20 protein-coding genes and 3 pseudogenes are annotated in these 17768 nt (G+C 66.5%); 10 read left to right on the forward strand and 13 right to left on the reverse strand.

Features of this window, described 5'->3' with window-relative positions; genetic code table 11:
• Positions 1-42 precede the first annotated feature (42 nt).
• From ABIB27_RS09815 to ABIB27_RS09840, 6 genes and pseudogenes are all read right to left on the reverse strand, one after another.
• Positions 43-1416, reverse strand: a complete 1374-nt coding sequence (locus tag ABIB27_RS09815; RefSeq protein WP_354253841.1) for an NAD(P)(+) transhydrogenase (Re/Si-specific) subunit beta — start codon at positions 1414-1416, stop codon at positions 43-45.
• Positions 1413-1763: an NAD(P) transhydrogenase subunit alpha part 2 gene (locus tag ABIB27_RS09820; RefSeq protein WP_354216993.1), complete on the reverse strand. Its 351-nt coding sequence runs from the start codon at positions 1761-1763 to the stop codon at positions 1413-1415. The genes ABIB27_RS09815 and ABIB27_RS09820 overlap by 4 nt, the downstream gene beginning before the upstream one ends.
• Before the next feature lie 2 nt (positions 1764-1765).
• On the reverse strand, positions 1766-2974 hold the full coding sequence (locus ABIB27_RS09825) for a Re/Si-specific NAD(P)(+) transhydrogenase subunit alpha (RefSeq protein WP_354216954.1): 1209 nt from the start codon (positions 2972-2974) through the stop codon (positions 1766-1768).
• Positions 2975-3081: 107 nt separating this feature from the next.
• Positions 3082-3318: pseudogene (locus tag ABIB27_RS09830) on the reverse strand (IclR family transcriptional regulator domain-containing protein); the annotation flags it as partial.
• Entirely contained in the window at positions 3261-3878 is a 618-nt protein-coding gene (locus tag ABIB27_RS09835) for a 3-oxoacid CoA-transferase subunit B (protein WP_354216953.1), read from the reverse strand. The gene ABIB27_RS09835 and the pseudogene ABIB27_RS09830, both read right to left, overlap by 58 nt.
• A gap of 2 nt (positions 3879-3880) precedes the next feature.
• Positions 3881-4330, reverse strand: a pseudogene (locus ABIB27_RS09840) (3-oxoacid CoA-transferase subunit A); the annotation flags it as partial.
• On the opposite strand from ABIB27_RS09840, the pseudogene ABIB27_RS09845 reads away from it, so the two are divergent.
• Positions 4322-4966, forward strand: a pseudogene (locus tag ABIB27_RS09845) (MFS transporter); the annotation flags it as partial. The pseudogenes ABIB27_RS09840 and ABIB27_RS09845 overlap by 9 nt on opposite strands.
• A 56-nt stretch (positions 4967-5022) precedes the next feature.
• On the opposite strand, the gene ABIB27_RS09850 reads toward ABIB27_RS09845, so the two are convergent.
• Positions 5023-6099 carry an ATP-dependent DNA ligase gene (locus ABIB27_RS09850; RefSeq protein ID WP_354216992.1) on the reverse strand — a complete coding sequence of 359 codons (1077 nt, stop codon included), beginning with the start codon at positions 6097-6099 and terminating at the stop codon, positions 5023-5025.
• A gap of 142 nt (positions 6100-6241) precedes the next feature.
• Here ABIB27_RS09850 and ABIB27_RS09855 point away from each other — a divergent pair, with 142 nt between their 5' ends.
• A complete protein-coding gene (locus ABIB27_RS09855; RefSeq protein ID WP_354216952.1) occupies positions 6242-7468 on the forward strand; it encodes a pyridoxal phosphate-dependent aminotransferase in 1227 nt (408 codons plus the stop codon).
• A 15-nt stretch (positions 7469-7483) separates the two neighbouring features.
• Here ABIB27_RS09855 and ABIB27_RS09860 read toward each other — a convergent pair whose 3' ends face one another.
• Positions 7484-7963: a hypothetical protein gene (locus ABIB27_RS09860; protein WP_354216951.1), complete on the reverse strand. Its 480-nt coding sequence runs from the start codon at positions 7961-7963 to the stop codon at positions 7484-7486.
• A gap of 169 nt (positions 7964-8132) precedes the next feature.
• Here ABIB27_RS09860 and ABIB27_RS09865 point away from each other — a divergent pair, with 169 nt between their 5' ends.
• Positions 8133-8387, forward strand: a complete 255-nt coding sequence (locus ABIB27_RS09865; RefSeq protein ID WP_354216950.1) for a hypothetical protein — start codon at positions 8133-8135, stop codon at positions 8385-8387.
• Here the strand turns inward: ABIB27_RS09865 and ABIB27_RS09870 are convergent.
• The 3 genes from ABIB27_RS09870 to ABIB27_RS09880 form a co-directional block, all read right to left on the reverse strand.
• Entirely contained in the window at positions 8370-8657 is a 288-nt protein-coding gene (locus ABIB27_RS09870; protein WP_354216948.1) for a MoaD/ThiS family protein, read from the reverse strand. The genes ABIB27_RS09865 and ABIB27_RS09870 overlap by 18 nt on opposite strands.
• Complete coding sequence (locus ABIB27_RS09875) at positions 8650-9786, reverse strand: WD40/YVTN/BNR-like repeat-containing protein (protein ID WP_354216947.1); 1137 nt, start codon at positions 9784-9786, stop codon at positions 8650-8652. Before ABIB27_RS09875 ends, ABIB27_RS09870 begins: the two co-directional genes overlap by 8 nt.
• 79 nt (positions 9787-9865) lie before the next feature.
• Entirely contained in the window at positions 9866-10066 is a 201-nt protein-coding gene (locus tag ABIB27_RS09880; protein ID WP_354216991.1) for a hypothetical protein, read from the reverse strand.
• A 407-nt stretch (positions 10067-10473) separates the two neighbouring features.
• On the opposite strand from ABIB27_RS09880, the gene ABIB27_RS09885 reads away from it, so the two are divergent.
• The 6 genes from ABIB27_RS09885 to ABIB27_RS09910 all read left to right on the forward strand — a co-directional run bounded on the left by ABIB27_RS09885 (position 10474) and on the right by ABIB27_RS09910 (position 15825).
• Entirely contained in the window at positions 10474-11073 is a 600-nt protein-coding gene (locus ABIB27_RS09885) for a hypothetical protein (protein WP_354216946.1), read from the forward strand.
• Positions 11074-11190: 117 nt separating this feature from the next.
• Positions 11191-11952, forward strand: a complete 762-nt coding sequence (locus ABIB27_RS09890) for a class F sortase (RefSeq protein ID WP_354216945.1) — start codon at positions 11191-11193, stop codon at positions 11950-11952.
• A 60-nt stretch (positions 11953-12012) separates the two neighbouring features.
• Positions 12013-12531: a universal stress protein gene (locus ABIB27_RS09895; protein ID WP_354253842.1), complete on the forward strand. Its 519-nt coding sequence runs from the start codon at positions 12013-12015 to the stop codon at positions 12529-12531.
• A gap of 298 nt (positions 12532-12829) precedes the next feature.
• Entirely contained in the window at positions 12830-13177 is a 348-nt protein-coding gene (locus tag ABIB27_RS09900) for a metal-sensitive transcriptional regulator (protein ID WP_354216943.1), read from the forward strand.
• A gap of 86 nt (positions 13178-13263) precedes the next feature.
• A complete protein-coding gene (locus ABIB27_RS09905) occupies positions 13264-13494 on the forward strand; it encodes a heavy-metal-associated domain-containing protein (protein ID WP_354216942.1) in 231 nt (76 codons plus the stop codon).
• A 24-nt stretch (positions 13495-13518) separates the two neighbouring features.
• Complete coding sequence (locus tag ABIB27_RS09910; RefSeq protein ID WP_354216941.1) at positions 13519-15825, forward strand: heavy metal translocating P-type ATPase; 2307 nt, start codon at positions 13519-13521, stop codon at positions 15823-15825.
• A gap of 7 nt (positions 15826-15832) precedes the next feature.
• On the opposite strand, the gene ABIB27_RS09915 is transcribed toward ABIB27_RS09910, so the two are convergent.
• On the reverse strand, positions 15833-16105 hold the full coding sequence (locus ABIB27_RS09915; RefSeq protein WP_354216940.1) for a DUF2277 domain-containing protein: 273 nt from the start codon (positions 16103-16105) through the stop codon (positions 15833-15835).
• A 242-nt stretch (positions 16106-16347) separates the two neighbouring features.
• Between ABIB27_RS09915 and ABIB27_RS09920 the strand changes: the two genes are divergently transcribed.
• On the forward strand, positions 16348-16611 hold the full coding sequence (locus ABIB27_RS09920; protein ID WP_354215227.1) for a WXG100 family type VII secretion target: 264 nt from the start codon (positions 16348-16350) through the stop codon (positions 16609-16611).
• A gap of 97 nt (positions 16612-16708) precedes the next feature.
• Here ABIB27_RS09920 and ABIB27_RS09925 read toward each other — a convergent pair whose 3' ends face one another.
• The gene (locus ABIB27_RS09925) at positions 16709-17710 is read right to left on the reverse strand and encodes an EamA family transporter (protein ID WP_354216939.1); all 1002 of its coding nucleotides are present in this window, start codon (positions 17708-17710) and stop codon (positions 16709-16711) included.
• Positions 17711-17768 lie beyond the last annotated feature (58 nt).

Here is a 17768-nt window from a genome sequence, read left to right on the forward strand (position 1 = left end):
CGCTGGGGTGGGGGAAGTGGGCCTGTGGAGAAGCGTACTTGGCTACAGCGCTTTCACGGCTCCCAGCACTTTGGCCAGGGAATCTTTGGCGTCACCGAAGAGCAGGGACGTCTGCGGTTCGTACAGGAGTTCGTTCTCTATCCCGGCGAATCCTGGGCGCATGGAGCGCTTCAGGAAGATCACCTGGCGGGCGTCGGCCACTTCCAGGATGGGCATGCCGTAGATGGGCGAGCCGGCGGATGTCTTCGCTGCCGGGTTCACCACGTCATTGGCGCCCACCACCAAAGCGACGTCGGCCATGCGGAATTCGGAATTGATCTCGCCCATCTCCTTGAGTGATTCGTACGGCACGTTGGCCTCGGCCAGGAGCACGTTCATGTGCCCCGGCATCCGGCCGGCCACGGGGTGGATGGCGAAGTCCACCTCGATGCCGCGGGCTTCAAGGGCCAGGGCCAGCTCTGCCGCGGTGTGCTGGCCCTGGGCCACGGCCAGGCCGTAGCCGGGGACGATGATCACCCGCTGTGCGTACCCCAAAAGCACTGCCACGTCCTCTGCGCTGGAGGACCTGACTGGACGTTCGCTCACGGCGGTGGATCCCGCCGTCGAACCTCCCTTGAACGCACCGAACAGGATGCCGGCCACACTGCGGCCCATCGCGGCCGCCATGGCCCGGGTGAGGATGGTACCGGAGGCGCCCACCAGCGTGCCGGCCACCACCAGCAGCACGTTGCCCAGCACCACGCCCGACGCCGCCACGGCCAGGCCGGTGAACGCGTTCAGGAGCGAAATAACGATGGGCACGTCGGCCCCGCCCACCGGCAGCACCAGCAGCGCGCCGGCGGCAAGGCCCAGCACCATCAGCAGCACCGCGAGTGCCAGGGAACCGGTCAGGACGACGGCGACGGCGGTGCCCACGGCGGCGAGCAGCACGGCGGCCATCACCACGGGGAGCCCGGGGAACACCACGGGGCGGGTGGTCATGAGCTCCTGGAGCTTGGCGAAGGTGACCCCGGATCCGGCGAACGACACTGCGCCCACCAGGAGGGTGAAGACGATGGCGAGGCGGACCCAGGGGTCCGCGGTGTGGCCGAGTTCCAGGAGCGCGACCAGTGCCGCGGCACCGCCGCCCACCCCGTTGAACAAGGCCACCAGCTGCGGCATTTGGGTCATTTTCACCCGCCGGGCCACGGGCGCGGCCACCGCCGTTCCCAGCGCGATGGCGGCAATGATCCAGGGAATGTTCTCCAGCCTGGCCGACAGGAACACGGTGACGACGGCGAGCAGCGCGCCGAAGGCGCCGATCAGGTTGCCGCGGCGGGCGGTGCGGGGAGAGCTGAGGCCGCGGAGGGCCAGGATGAAGAACACTGCGGCGGAGAGGTAGAGGAGCGAGGTCCAGACCGGACCGAGGAGGCTCACTTTCGGTCCCCCTTGGCCGTAGCTCCCGTGCCCGCCGCTTCCTTGCCCGCTGCATCCTTGCGGACAGGCTCCGTCCGGCCATGGAACATGTGCAGCATCCGGTCGGTGACCACGAAACCGCCCACGAGGTTGGCGGTGGCCAGCACGACGGCCAGCAGGGCCACGGCCAGCACCCACGGATCGGCTGCCTGCCCGGCCACGATGACGGCACCCACCAGGATTATGCCGTGAATGGCGTTCGCGCCGGACATCAGGGGCGTGTGCAGGGTGCTGGAGACCTTGGAGACCACTTCGAAGCCCACAAACACCGCCAGCACGGTGACCGTCAGCAGGCTCATGCCATCCATCATCAGATTCCTCCCTCGTTCCGGACCCCGTCGGCCTCTAGCCTGGGCGCATGGTCGGGCAGGGCGGGAATGAGCGCCGCCAGCGCCTCGGCCGTGGGCCGGTGCCGAACCCCGCCGTCGTGTGTGAGGCACGAACCCGCGATCACGTCGTCCTCGAAATCGGGCGCCACCGTGCCGTCGCGGGTCATCAGGGCGAGCAGGTTGGCCACGTTCTTGGCGTACAGGCGGGACGCGTCCGAGGCCATCGCGGACGGCGCATCCTTCAGCCCCACCAGAGTGACGTGGCCCTGGCCGTCAGCGGTGGGCACCAGGATGTCCGCACCGGGAACGGCACCCTCCACGTTGCCGCCGGACTCTGCGGCGAGGTCGACGACGACGGAACCGGGGCGCATGCCCTGCACCATTTGGCGGCTCACCAGGAGCGGCGCCCGCCTGCCGGGGACGGCCGCCGTCGTGATCAGGACATCAGCCTGCGCGACGTGCGGGGCGAGGAGTTCGCGCTGCAGGGCGCCGCGGTCGGCGCTGAGCTCCCGGGCGTAGCCGCCGGAGGCCTCGGCCGTTTCCAGGTCCAGTTTGATGAAGGTGCCGCCCATGGACGCCACTTCGTCGGCGGAGGCGGGCCGGATGTCGTTGGCGGAAACGCGGGCGCCGAGTCGTTTCGCGGTGCCGATGGCCTGGAGCCCGGCAACGCCGGCTCCCAGCACCAGGACGCGGGCCGGCGGAACCGTGCCGGCAGCGGTCATGTAGAGCGGGAAGAATCTGGGGAGCCGGATCGCGGCCTCCAGCACGCACCGGTAGCCAGCCACCAGGGCCTGGGAGCTAAGGGCATCCATGGACTGGGCGCGGGAGATGCGCGGCACCAGTTCCAGGGCGAATGAGGTGACGCCGGCTTCGACGAGGGCCTGCACCGTGGCCAACTCGGACGACGGCGAGGCAAGGCCCACTGTGACGGCGCCCCTTTTCAGGGCCTTCGCCGTCGCGGGTTCCAAGGGCCGCACGTGGGCGAGGATGTCCAGGTCAGCGAGGTTGAGGGCCTGGACGATCCGGGCTCCGGCCTGGGCGTACTCGTGGTCTGAGTGGCCGGCCGCGGCGCCTGCATCCGCTTCAACCAGGACCTCCAGGCCCAGCCCTGACAGTTGTTTGACCGTTTCCGGCGTGGCGGCCACACGCCGCTCACCTTCATGCCGTTCCTGCGGTATGCCCAGTTTCAACCGCCAACTCCCTTACGGACGTAGTTGGCTCGAGTCTATGGCCCCCTGCGCGAACTGGCAGCTAATTCCGTCAGTTTCGCGTTGGGCGTCTGCTGCCGGTTGGCGCCTCAGCCCCGCGCGGTCAGGTCCGCGGAAACCAGCTTGGCCGTGGCAACGATTTCGCGGGCAGCCGCAGCCAGGTACGCCTCAGGGTCAGGCTGGGCCGCGACGGATTGGGCCTGCAGCGACACGTTGACCGCAGCCACGACCTTGGTTGGGCCGTCGTACACCGGGGCGGCCACGGACATCAGCCCAAGTTCCAGTTCCTGGTCCAGCAGGCACCAGCCTTGGGCGCGGACCGTGTCTTGTCCGTGTACACGCGGGTCACGCAGCCGACGCCCGTGAGCGGGTAAGTGCAGGCTTCCACGATCTTCGCCGCGCCCTCACGGGTCAGGAGCGTCATCATCACAAAGACGTCCTTGGCACCGGTGGCCAGGTCCATGGCCCCGCCAACGGCCGGGATGGCGTCCGGTGCGCCGGTGTGCCAGTTGGCGAGGTCGCCGGTGGCCGAGACCTGGAACGCGCCAAGGACACAGATGTCCAGGTGGCCGCCGCGCATGATCGCAAACGAATCGGCGTGGTGGAAGTAGGAGGCACCCGGCAGCTCGGTAACGGGGATCTTACCGGCGTTGATGAGGTCGCCGTCGATCTGCTCACCCTCGGCGGCCGGCCCCATGCCCAGCATCCCGTTTTCCGTGTGGAGCGTGATGTTCTGCTCCGGCTTGAGGTAGTTGGAGACGAGCGTGGGCTGGCCGATGCCGAGGTTCACGAACGAGCCGGGCACAATGTCCCGCGCCACGAGTTCGGCTAGTTCGTTGCGGCCCAGGGGCTTGTCGCTGGTCTGGATGCTGGTTGCGATGCTCATGGTCAGGCCACCTTCACGATGCTGTTGACGTAAATTCCGGGGGTGATGACATTTTCCGGGTCGAGTCCGCCGGTGGGAACGATCTCGGACACCTGGACCACGGTGTGCTTGGCGGCGGCTGCCATGATGGGGCCGAAGTTGCGGGCGGTCTTGCGGTACACGAGGTTCCCCACGCCGTCGGCCTTCAGTGCCTTGATCAGTGCGACGTCGGCGTGGATGGGCGTCTCAAAGACCTGGCCGCGGCCGTCGATGATGCGGGTTTCCTTGCCCTCGGCCAGCATGGTGCCGTAACCGGTGGGCGTGAAGAACCCGCCGATGCCGGCGCCGGCGGCGCGGATCCGCTCGGCCAGGTTGCCCTGCGGGACGAGCTCCAGTTCGATTTCGCCGGCGTGGAACTTGGCGTCGAAGTGCCAGAAGTCGGACTGCCGCGGGAAGGAACAGATCAGAAGACGGCCCAGATCTCCAAACTCCCGGTGGCCGATCTCCTCAAGGGCCACTGGCGCGACGTCCTCCGCGTCGTGGCCTGTGCCTTTATCGCCGCCGTGTCCACCGTGTTCGGGACCCTGGCCATCAGCTACGCCAAGACCGTCGCCGGCGTTGACGGCACCACCACCCTGTGGCTCGTGGTCGGCGCCAACCTGGTGGCCCTGGGCACCCAGCCGCTGTTCGGCAAGCTGGCAGACCGCATCGGCCGCAAGCCCGTCTTCATCTACGGTGCGGTAGCCAGCGCGATCCTCACCCCGGTGTTCCTGCTCAGCCTCGAATCCGGCAGCATCCCGCTGATGTTCGTCGCAGCCATCGGCTTCTTCTCCTTCGGCTACGCAGCCTCCAATGCGGTCTGGCCGTCCTTCTACGCCGAGATGTTCAGCACCAGGGTCCGCTTCTCCGGCCTGGCGATCGGCACGCAGCTCGGCTTCCTGATGGCAGGCTTCGCCCCCGCCATCGTGGCCGCGATGGGCGGCATCAGGCCCGGCGGCTGGGTCCAGATCAGCATCTTCACTGCCGTCATCTGCGGTATCGCGGCCATCTCCGCGCTGACCGCCAAGGAAACCTTCAAGGTCCCCACCAGGGAGCTCGGCCTGAAGTAAGTCCGGCGCTTCAGCGATCAGCCCGCCACCTTCCGGGGTGGCGGGCTTTTCCGTGCCTAAAGCCTGCCGGTCTCCAGCACCTGCGCCAGGTCGAAGGTGACTGGCTCCTCCAGCTGTTCATACGTGCAGGACTCGGGATCGCGGTCCGGCCGCCAGCGCGAGAACTGGGCCGTGTGCCGGAACCGGTCGCCCTCCATGTGGTCGTACCTGACCTCCACGACGAGCTCCGGACGCAGGGGGACAAAGGACAGGTCCTTGCCGGCGCTCCAGCGGCTGCCTTCAGCTTTGCGGGGCGTCCGTTCGCCTTCTTCCTGCTTGGCCCAGGCCCACGGGTGGCCGTCAAAATCGGTGACGAGCGCCTGGAGCTCCTCGTACAGTTCCTGGCGGCGTTTCATCGGGAAGGCGCCGATCACGCCCACACTGGCCAGGCCGCCGTCGTCCTTGTATAAACCGAGCAGCAGCGAACCGATCAGGTCCGGCCCGCTCTTGTGCACCCGGTAGCCGGCCACCACGCAATCGGCGGTGCGTTCGTGCTTTATTTTGAACATCACCCGCTTGTCCGGCTGATAGCTCCCGTCCAGCCGCTTGGCCACAATGCCATCCAGCCCGGCACCTTCGAACTGTTGGAACCAATGTTCAGCGGTGTCCTTGTCCCGGGTGGCCGCGGTGACGTGGACGGGCGCATTGCTGCCGGCAAGCGCCTTCTCCAACGCGGCGCGGCGCTCAGTGAAGGTTCGGTCGGTGTAGTCGTCGTCGCCCAGCGCCAGCAGGTCGAACGCCACGAAACTGGCAGGGGTCTGGGCTGCGAGGAGCTTGACCCGGCTGGCGGCGGGGTGGATCCGCTGCTGCAGGGCGTCGAAATCCAGCCGGTCCCCGGAGGCTCCGATGAGGACAATCTCGCCGTCGATCACGCACCGCGGCGGCAAGTTTTCCTTCAGGGCTTCCACGAGGTCGGGAAAGTACCGGGTCATGGGCTTCTCGTTGCGGCTGCCGATCTCCACCTCATCGCCGTCTCGAAAGATGATGGAGCGGAAGCCGTCCCACTTGGGTTCGTAGCTGAGCTCCCCCTCCGGGATGCCGCTGACGGCCTTGGCGAGCATGGGCGGGACGGGCGGCATCACGGGAAGTTCCATGGTGCCCATTCTTGCCCGGGAGCCGTTCCGTGGGTAGGCCTGGGACAACAAAAGCGCAGGTGAACGCTCGACGGCGGTTCGTCCGTTGAGCTGGACCGTTACGGCTGCCGCCGTTTCCAAGTGCGCTGTGAAATGATCTACCATGCGCGAAATGCAGCACTCCAGCAAACTCCAGGACGTCCGGTACGAACTCCGGGGGCCCATCCTCCAGGCCGCCAAGAACATGGAAGCCGAAGGGCACCGGATCCTCAAGATGAACCTGGGCGATACCGCGCCGTTCGGCATGGAGGCGCCCGAGTCGGTGGTGGTGGACATGATCCATCACCTGCGCGGCGCTCAGGGCTACAGCGATTCAAAAGGCATCTTCTCGGCGCGGACCGCCATTTCGCAGTACTACCAGACCCGCGGCCTCATGCAGATCGGCGTCGAAGACATCTTCATCGGCAACGGCGTCAGTGAACTCATCTCCATGTGCCTGCAGGCCTTTATGGAAAACGGCGACGAAATCCTGGTCCCGGCCCCCGACTACCCCCTGTGGACCGCCGCGGTGACACTGACGGGCGGCAACCCGGTGCACTATCTCTGCGACGAGGCCGAACAGTGGTGGCCGGACATGGCCGACGTCGAGGCAAAGATCACGCGCCGCACCAAAGGCATCGTGATCATCAACCCCAATAACCCGACGGGCGCCGTGTACCCGCGGCACATCCTGGAACAGTTCGCGACGCTGGCCCGCAAACACAACCTGGTGCTGTTCTCCGACGAAATCTACGAGAAAGTGCTCTACGAGGACGCCCAGCACATCCACACGGCGTCGGTGGCGGAAGACGTGTGCTGCCTGACTTTCAGCGGCCTCTCGAAGGCCTACCGCATGCCCGGCTACCGCTCCGGCTGGGTGGCCATCACGGGTCCGCTCGCCGCCACGGCGGCCTACCGTGAGGGCCTGGAGCTCCTCGCGTCACTGCGGCTCTGCCCCAATGTCCCTGCCCAGCATGCGATCCAGACCTGCCTGGGCGGTTACCAGAGCATCGAGGCGCTGGTGCGGCCCGGCGGCAGGTTGCGCGATCAGCGGGACCTCGCCTACAAACTCCTGACGGCGATACCCGGCGTCACCTGTGTCCCGGCAGCGGGTGCCATGTATCTCTTTCCCCGGCTCGACCCGGAGCTCTACGCGATCAGGAGCGACGAGCAGTTTGTCCTCGACCTCCTCCAGGACCAGAAGATCCTGGTCTCCCACGGCTCCGCTTTCAACTGGCCCACGCCGGACCACTTCCGCTTTGTGCTCCTTCCGTCCGTCCTGGACATCGAAGAAGCCGTGCGCAGGATCTCGACGTTCCTTGCCGCGTACCGGAGCAGTGTGGCGGACTGACCGACGCCGGCAGCGTCACGGTGGTGTGGCCCGCCCCTCGGCGGCTGCAATAAGCTTTTCGGTTTCCCGCAGCACGAGACCCGCCGTCCCGGACCCGACCCGCACCGTCATGTTCCGCGAGGGCAGGTGGACCTCCCGTGGCACGGCCCCGGGGCGGATGCCCTGGGTGGCCTCCGCCGCGGCAACCCGGCCGAGTTCCTGGTCCTGTATTCCCACGGCCAGCGCGCTCATCAGGTCAGCGTCCTCCGGTGTAGCCAGATCGCTGCCGATCAGCTGCACCAGGACCTTGATCCCCGCCAGCCGCCGCGGGGGATCGATGGCGTTCAACGCGGAGTCGATGCCCCACTGGGCCCGTTTCCACCATTGGTCGCGCCTGTCCGCGCGCGCCCTCTGCCGGTAGGTCAAATACGCCACCAGAACCACTCCGAAGGTCGCAAGCGGCGCCACCGCCGCCACGGCCAGCAACCCGGTCCAGACGCCCGTTGCGATCTCCATGCCACCACCTTAGGCTCCAAGCTGCAGGATGCGGTTGACGCCGCCGAAACCGGCCCGGCGCAGAGAACTTACCGGGCCCTAACCGTCAGGAAACAAGGCCGCAACAATACGCCGCCACACTGGAAGTGCCGGCAAGTGCAGGCATCAGCTCCAGCCAGGAGGCCCAGCCATGTTGAAGGAAGCCAAAGCCAATGTGACCCGGATCCGCGCCCTGGACCAGCTACACCCCGGCGACGAAATCGAAGCGCGCCTGGCAGTTGGCCCGAACTACGACGACGTGGTCATCCGCCGCGGCAGCGTCCAGGAAACAGCACCCGGGATCGGCGTTGTGTGGATCATGGACCACCACACCGGCTCGCGGAAGGCCATCAACACGGACGAATGCAGCGTGTGGCGTCTCGCGAGGCTAACCGCCGGCCACTGACTGGATGACCAGCACCTCCTGGCCGGCAGCCACCTCGGTTTCCAGGCCCTGGAGCCGCCGCACTTCGTCGCCGTTCACGTAAATATTCACGTAGCGGCGAAGTGCTCCGGTTTCGTCCCGCAGCCGCCGAGCCAGCACCGGGTAATCCCCGGTCACCGTTTCCAGCAACTTTCCCACCGTCAGAGGTCCTTCGGCGGGCGCAGTCAGGATGGACTGCCCGCCGGCCAGCGGCTGCAGGACGCTGGGGAGCACCACCCTGATGTCAGGCACCGAGGGCCGCTGCCGCTTCCGGAACCGGCAGCGCCGCACCCGAGATCACAGCCGCCCTGACACAGAGGACGTCCGGGAGGTGCGATGCCACCTCGGCGAATGTTTCACCTTCGTCCGCACTGGCGTACACCGTGCCGCCCCGCGTGCCGAAGTAGACGCCTGCCGGTTCAGCGGAATCGGCAGACGCGGCGTCGCGCAGCACGCTGTTGTATTCGTTGGCGGGCAGACCGGAATCCAGCCGCTTCCAGGTGGCCCCGGCGTCGTCCGTGCGGTGCACCGCGAGCTTGCCCTCCGGCGGAATCCGCTCGCCGTCGGCCTTCAGCGGGACAACCCAGGCGGTGCCCTCCCGCCGGGGATGGGTCAGCATCACAAAACCGAAGTCCGCCGGAAGGCCTTCGGCGATCGAGTTCCAGTTCTCGCCATTGTCGTCCGTGCGGTACACGCCGTGGTGGTTCTGTGCGTACAGGCGGCCTTCGACGGCGGCATCCGCTGCGATCTTGTGCACGCACTGGCCGAACTCGGGGTTCGGATCCGGCATGAAGTAGGCCGAGATCCCCTTGTTCCGGGGCTCCCAGGAAGTCCCGCCGTCGAGCGAGCGGTACACGCCTCCGGTACTCATGGCGATGTGGACGGTATCCCCTGCCGGGTCCACCACGATCGAGTGGGCGGCCGCGCCGCCGTACCCGGCGCCCCAGTCGCTGCGGTGGGGATGGTCCCAAAGCCCGCGGTTGAGCTCAAAGTGCTCACCGCCGTCGGTGGATTTCCAGACTGAAATCGGCTCGGCCCCTGCCCACACCACGCCGGGCCGGGACTCGGCGTCCGGGTAGATCTGCCAGATCCGTTCCACCGCCGCGCCGGTGTCTTCGGGAAAGGTAATGGCGCCCTTTTCGGGTTCGGACCACGTGGCACCAAGGTCATCCGAATGGGCCACCGTGGGACCCCAATGCTCGGATCTGACGCCCACCATGATCCGCGTCCGGCCGTCCCGGGTGTCTATGCCGATGCTGGGTATTTCGCTCATGAGGAAGTGCGGGCCGGAAAAGGACCAATGCTGCCGGTCCTGGCTCGTAGCCAGCCAAAGGCCCTTTTTGGTCCCGATCGCCAGGACAAAACTCTCTGCGGTTGCCATGCACCCTATGCAACCACCACGGCCGGGGAGGCCGCAACGGTTTTTTGGCTATGTGGGTCAGGCCCGCAAACGCGCCGGCTCAGTCGACAAATTCGGACTGGGTCTCGATAAAATCCCAGTCCGCCTCGGTGAGGACCGCGACGGGAGTCCCGGGATGCGGTCCGCCCGCTTCGGCGATGCCCTGCAGCACCGGCAGCGGCAGCTCCTCAACGCGGAGGTTCTCCCGCAGCCATTCCTTGCTCTCCAGGCTCAGGTCCAGCCACCACATGTAGATTTCCATGCCAGTCACGCACCTTTCGTATGACTCAACGTTAGGCGCGGGCAGGTCACCGTTCAAGGGTGCTGGCTACCCGCGCGGCCCGAGTGTTCGACCCCGGGAATGTGCCGCCGTTTCCGCGTAGGGGCAGGTATCACCGCAGCTCAAAGGCGCTTAAAGACGAGTACCCGCTACTCACGACCAGCCCTCGCCCACTCCCCTAGCCTGAAGTCTCACGCAAAGCTGACCGTGCTGCTGGGGCACAGGTAGTCCGCTACTCCACCCCGCCACGGTCCGTGTCAAACAGACTGGGGAGAAACACCATGAAACGAGCCTTTCCTATTTTGGGGGTCGCGGGGCTGGCATTGCTCAGCGTCACGGCCCCGGCCTACGCCACGAATGAAAAAATCGACATTTGCCATAATGGCAAGATGAACAGCGTCAATTACAACGCTGCCTCACTGAACGGTCACATCGGTCACAGCGACGACATCATCGCACCCAACGAATTCCTGAAGGCCGGGCTGAACTGGGATGTTGCTTTGGGTTACACACAATGCGGCGGAACGGCCGTACCGCCGGTCGACCCGCCCGTGGACCCGCCGGCCGTACCGCCGGTCGACCCGCCGGTCGACCCGCCCGTGGACCCGCCGGCCGTACCGCCGGTCGACCCGCCGGTCGACCCGCCCGTGGACCCGCCTGTCGATCAGCCCGCAAAGGAACAGCCAGCCGTCCAGCCTGAAACACCGGTAACTCTGACACCAGCAGCACAGACGCCTGCAGGCCAGGCGGTAGCAGTGCCGCAGGGTGCGGTCGCCAGGACGCCGGCAGCAGTGCCGCAGGGTGCGGTCGCCAAGACGCCGGCAGCAGCAGTGAGCCGCGGCACCAACCAGGGCTTCAATGCGCAAACGGCAGTGGGCGGATCCAAGGCGAACACCACCTGGCTGGCCGGGCTGGGCCTCATGCTGGGTGCGGGTGCCCTGGTTGCGGTGCGGCGCACGTCCCGCAAGGAATCGCCGACGGCGGGCTGACGCCCCCAGAGCGTCCAAACGGCTCCACTGAGGGCGTCCTGCCAGACCTGGCGGGACGCCCTTGGACCTTTCCCTATCTTCAGCACCTGAGCACCGAACGAATATAGAGGGGGCATCATGGCGAAGCAGCCCGGCAGGCATGGCGCCCGGGGGCGCAAGCTCCGGGGATGGAACCGGGGCGACCTTGCCATCCTCCTGTGCGGCGTTTTGGGGTTCCTGTCGCTGACCTTCGGAGGTCCGCTGTTCAACGCCGGGGATACTAGCAACCACGGGGCTTCCAGCGCCCTGGCGGCGGAGCGGCCGGCACTGTCTGTTGGCCCGCCGTCGCACCTTCCATGGCCGCTGTCCCGCACGGGACAGGCCTACGCGGGGCCGCCCGAAGCGCCCGCCTCCAGCCCCACGCCGGGAGCCGCAGGCCCCGGACCGGCCCTGCCCGATGCGTCAGCGCCGGTGCGCATCCTGTACCCGGCGGCGGCAATCGATACCGCGGTCCACCCACTTGAACCGGATGGCTCCGCTGTGGCCAGCCGCACGGTAGTGCCGCCAGCCACCGTGGACGGTTACTGGCTGACGCCGTTCGGAGTTCCGGGGAACGGCTCGGGCAACACCACCTACATCATCGGGCACAGCTGGGAAGACCGGGACGCGCCGTTCAACCACCTCAGCTCCAACGCGGCCGAAGGCGACGAGTTCAACCTTTTCACGGCATCGGGCAGCATCCGCTACCGGGTGGACAGTGTCACCACATATCTCAAGGCCAGCCTTAAGGACAGCCCCATCTGGGAGATGGTGCCCAACCGCGTTGTGCTCATCAGCTGCTACACCGAAGATCCGTGGGGGAAGAACGTGGTGGTCACGGCATCGCCCACCATGGCGTAGGCCGCACGATCCACATTGCGGGGCCTGTTCAAGGACCGCCGCCGGGGACAAAATGGGGTTATGACTCCCGAACGGTTCATTGGGCCGCCCCCTCTCCTGGTGGGGGTGCTGCCCGATCAGCACCCGGAAGTACTGACCGCAGCGGCAGTCCTCGCGGCCAAGCTGTCGGCGCCGTTGCTTTGCGCGTATGTAGATGAGGCCAGCTACCTGGTGGAATGGGATCCTGGCAGATCGGCCCACCGACTCTTACTCCATCCGGAAAAGGACGACGACGACCTTCGCGCGGTGACCACCGGCCTCAGGGCCTCGATCGAACGCGTCGCGGCCAATGCCGGCACCGGAGGCGTGCCAGTGGAGTGGACCCTGCGCACCCTCGCGGGGGATCCGGGCCGCGCCCTGGCCCGGCTCGCCGCGGAAAACAACGTCCCCATGATCATCGTGGGGACGTCGGAACGCGGTTTGTCCCACCGGTTGTCCGAATTGCTCAACGGTTCAGTGGGCCTCTGGCTGACCCATCATCAAAGCAGGCCCGTGCTGGTGGTCCCCTACCGAGTGCCGGCGCATCAGGACAGCGAATAACCCCGGCGGAGCGCCCCGGAAGGGGGCTCAGAAGAGGCTACGAAATACGCTGCGGGGAGGGGCCGAAATAATAAAGCGAAAGTAGTTATTCAAGGTGGTGGCGCACAGCCGTACTGGCAACTAAGCTGGTTCAAGCAGAGCGATCCGGCAGCGAGCTGGCGAGAATCTGCCCAAAGACTGCTCCGGAGTGCGTATCCCCCAATAACGCACTCCGGAGCTTTTTTGTGGGCAAAATCCCTGCCAAAGATACCCCCAGGGGGTACTTGCGGTATACCCCTATGGGGTATATGTTGACTTTATGGAATCTCCACAAGCAACCGTTTCCAACCGCGAGGGCGCCGCACCCGCCCCGTCGCACGGCTACACGGCCAACAAAGAGGCCTATCTACGGAGGCTCAAGCGGATCGAGGGCCAGGTCCGGGGAATCGCCCGGATGGTGGACGAAGACAAATACTGCATCGACATCCTCACCCAGGTCTCTGCGGTGACCAAGGCCCTGCACGCCGTAAGCCTTGGACTGATGGAAGAGCACATCGGACATTGCGTGGTGGGCGCCGCCGCGGAACCCGATCCTGACCTCAGGGCGGAAGCCATCGACGTCAAGGTCAGGGAGGCGGCAGAGGCCATCGGCCGCCTACTGCGCTGATGCCGGTCCCTTCGTCGGGGCACTCAATAGACAGAACACACGAGCCACCAGCCGGCCAGCCGCCGGCCCTCCCAGAGGAGCCCATCATGAGCATCATCACCACCACCGTGAGCGTATCCGGCATGACCTGCGGTCACTGCGTTTCATCCGTCAGTGAGGAAATTGAGTCGCTTACAGGAGTTGAAGGGATCGACGTCGACCTCAACGCCGGGGGCATCTCCACCGTCACCATCACGTCCAGCCAGGAGTTGTCACCGGCCGATATCGGCGAAGCGGTGGCCGAGGCCGGCTACCTCGTTGTGGCCACCAACGCGTAATCACGTAAAGATCGGGGGTCCGCCATGAGCACCGAGCACATACTGGACCAGGCAGCGAGCCGGGTCGTGGAACTGGACATCGAAGGCATGACCTGCGCGTCCTGCGTCAACCGCGTGGAACGCAAGCTCGGCAAGCTCGACGGCGTGGAAGCCTCGGTCAACCTTCCGCTGGAGTCCGCCCACGTCACCGTCCCGGCCGGCATCTCAGACCAGCAGATTGTGGACATGGTCAACGCCACGGGCTACAAGGCAACGCTCCGAGCGATGCCCCCGGCCCCGCGTTCATTTACCGAGCACGGCGATCAGCATGTGCTCCACGAAGACCACATGTCCCACGGCGGAACTGCCGCGCAACTGAGGCCGCGGCTGATCGTGGCCGCAATCTTGACGGTACCCGTGTTCCTGATCTCGATGTTCCCGGCCCTGCAATTCCCTCATTGGGGCTGGGTGGCTGGGATATTGGCCCTTCCGGTGGTCAGCTGGGCTGCGTGGCCCTTCCACCGCGCCGCGGCCGTCAACGCGCGCCACCTTGCGTCCACCATGGACACGCTCGTCTCCATAGGCGTCGGGGCCGCCTACCTCTTCAGTGTCTGGCAGCTGGCCCTGGACCCCCGCATGACCGGGCACCCGGCTATGGAGGGGATGGAATCGGGCGGACTCTACTTCGAAGTGGCTGCCGTGGTCACCACTTTCCTGCTGCTGGGCCGGTTCCTGGAAGCGAACGCCAAGCAGAAGGCCGGCGACGCCCTCAAGGCCCTGCTGAACCTTGGCGCCAAGGACGCCTCCGTCCTGCATAACGGTGCCGAGCGCAAAGTCCCCGCCGGTCAGCTCCGCGTGGGAGACGTTGTGGTGGTCCGCCCCGGCGAGAAGATCGCCACCGACGGCGTGGTGATCGACGGCAGCTCCGCCGTCGACGCTTCCCTGCTGACCGGCGAGTCCGTCCCGGTGGAGGTGGGGCCGGAGAGCAAGGTCATCGGCGCCACCATTAATACGTCCGGACGGCTGCTGGTCCGGGCCACCAGGGTGGGTTCTGAAACCACCCTGGCCCAGATGGCGCGGCTGGTATCGCAGGCGCAGACCGGCAAAGCCCCCATCGCGCGCCTCGCCGACAGGATCAGTGCCGTTTTTGTCCCGATCGTTCTTGCCCTCGCGGTGCTCACCTTTGCTCTGTGGCTCCTCGTGAGCGCCCCGGTGATCGATCCCGCCGAGCTTCGGGCCGCGTTCACCGCCGCTGTAACGGTCCTGGTCATTGCCTGCCCCTGCGCGCTGGGGCTCGCCACCCCGGTGGGCCTGCTCACTGGAACCGGACGGGGCGCCCAGCTGGGCATCCTGATCAAAGGCCCGCAGGTCCTCGAAGACACCCGCGCCGTGGACACCATCCTGCTCGACAAGACCGGCACCGTCACCATTGGCAAGCTCGCCGTGGACGACGCCCTGGCGTTTGACAGCTACCAGTGCCGGGATGTGCTGCGGCTCGCCGGCGCTGTCGAGGCCGCCTCGGAGCACCCGATCGCGCATGCCATCGCGGTGGCCGCCCTGCACGCACAAAACGGGCACGACGACGGCGCGCGGCTGCCCGCCGTCGAACACTTCCGTTCAGCACCCGGCGGCGGAGTCGCCGGAACCGTCGAAGGGCGGGCTATTATCGCGGGCCGCACCGGCTGGCTCAGCGAAAACGGCGTCAGCATTTCCCCAGTGCAGCAGGAGGCGCTGGCGGCTGCGGAAGCAACCGGAGCCACGTCCATCTGGCTGGCGGTGGACGGTTCACCTGCGGGGATCATCAGCCTCCGGGACACCATCAAGCCCAGCTCCGCGGCCGCTATTGCCAGGCTCAAGAACCTGGGGCTGCGGCCCATCCTCCTGACCGGTGACAACGCCGCAGTGGCCGCACAGGTGGCCGCCGCCGTCGGGATCTCCCCCGGCGATGTCTACGCGGGCGTCCTGCCGGCCGGAAAGGTCGAGGCCGTCCGGAAGCTGCAGGCCGGCGGCGCCACCGTGGCCATGGCCGGCGACGGCGTCAACGACGCCGCCGCACTGGCGCAGGCTGATCTGGGCATCGCCATGGGATCAGGCACGGATGTGGCCATTGAAGCGGCGGATCTCACCGTGATGGGCGATGACCTTGGCCAGGTGGCCCAGGCCATCGAATTGTCCCGGCGGACGCTGGCCACCATCAAGACCAACCTGTTCTGGGCGTTCTTCTACAACGCAGTCGGCATTCCGGTAGCCGCCCTGGGCCTGCTGAACCCGATGATTGCCGGCGCTGCGATGGCGGCGAGTTCGGTCCTGGTGGTGGCCAACTCACTGCGATTGCGCAGCTTCGGCAAATAGCCGGCGCTCAGGCGGTACCGAAGCGGACGGCGGACCGGGCTTTGGCTTTCGCCGCCTCTTCGTCGCGGTCCTTGGCGGGCGCGTGCGTCACCAGCGAATCCAGCAGGTGCTGCGTGATGTGGGCGATTTCGTGCACCGCCATTTCGAAGGCGTCCTCGTTAGCCTTGGACGGCTTGGTGCTCCCGCTCACCTTGCGGACGTACTGCAAGGCGGCGGCGTGCACTTCCTCCGAGGTGGCGTGCGGTTCGTAGTTGTGGAGGGTTCGGATATTCCGGCACATATGCACATGCTAGGCTCTGGAACGCTTGGAATCGACCCCCTTGGTCCGGGCGGTGATCGAGCTTGTCGGGCGCCAGGTTCGGCACGCTGAAACCACCGAAATGCTGTCCGGCATGGGCAGCGGTGCCCATCGACGGGTTTCCGGGGCCGGGATAGGTTTCAGGTAATGGATCTTCCGGATCAGCCGGGGGCCGCTGGGGATGCCGATCTGGATCGGATCCAACGACGCATGAGGAGAAACTGATGGCTATTTGGGGCGCAGATGTAGAGCAGCTCAGGACTCTTGGCACGAAGCTGCAGGCCGGTGCTTCGGAGATCGAGCAGCAGAGGTCCAACCTGTCCCGCCTTCTGGACAGCACCACCTGGGAAGGCCCGGACGCGAAGAACTTCCGCAGCGAATGGTCAGGCACCCACACCAGTGCGCTGAACCAGGTCATCCAGGCGCTGAAGGATGCCGGCCAGAAGGCCACCAAGAACGCCAACGAGCAGGACCAGGCTTCACGCTAGCCAGCACCGCTTGACTGACCCGCTTGACTGAGGGCCCGGACACCACAAGTGCCCGGGCCCTCATTGGTTATGGGGTGCTTATGCGGCGGATCTGCACTTAGGGGACAGGTTCGACGTCGTTCGCGTGTTCCAGCGGCGCGCCAGACCCCGCGGGAACCGCGGCAGCCGGACGCAGCTCGTCCAGCCGCACCAGGACCACGCCACCAACAATCAGCAAACCGCCCAGAAGCTGGACGGCGCCGGGCAGCTCACCCAGAAGCAGCCACGCCCAGATCACGGCGAACAGGACCTCAGTCAGCGAAACGAAGGAGCCAACCTTGGAGCCGAGCGCGCGGGCAGCCATGATGCCGGACACGTAGGCAAGGACAGTGGCCAGGATGACCAGGCCGCCCAGGGCAACCCACCAGGGCGCAATCCACGGCCCCAGCCGCGTGTCCGCGTTACTGAAGGCCATGGGGAGCAGTCCCGTGGCTGCCGCGAGCCACATCACAGCCGCACCCGCCAGCAGTCCGGCTGACGCGAGGACGATCGGCGGCAGCGAATCGTTTTCCTTGGCTGTGATGAAGAAATAGATGGCCAGGCAGACCGCAGCGGCCAATCCCCAGAGGACCCCGACGACGTCGATCCTGACGGTGCCGGTGAGGTCCAGCACCAGGACCAGGCCGGCAAGGGACAGCGCGGTTCCGCCGAAGGTCAGGACTCGCGGTCTTCTGCGGCTGGCGGCCCAAAGCCACAGCACAATGAGCACCGGGGCCAGGTACTCCAGCAACAGCGCCACGCCCACGGAGAGGCGCGCCACCGCGTTGAAGTAGAAGAGTTGGCACGCGGCCACGCCGATCAGGCCGAAAAGGCCGATGGTGACCCAATTGTCCCGCAGCTGATGCCAGCGTCCCCGCAGTGCCAGGATGGCCGGAATGGCAAGAATCAGCGCGGCGCCGGTCAGCCGGGCCGTCACGGCCGCGCCCGGCGACCAGCCGCTCTCCAGCAGTGCTTTGGCGAAAGAGCCGGACAGACCGAAAACAGCCGAGGAGAACAGTGCGATCCGCAGGCCGGAGCCGAGGAATCCCCGCGCAGATGCACGGTTGAGGGCGGCAGACACCGTCGCCTCCTGTCAGGAGTAAAGTGGGATAATGGTCCTGACATTACGCCCGTACTCA

Source organism: Arthrobacter sp. UYEF21 (assembly GCF_040546085.1).
Lineage (GTDB): Bacteria > Actinomycetota > Actinomycetes > Actinomycetales > Micrococcaceae > Arthrobacter.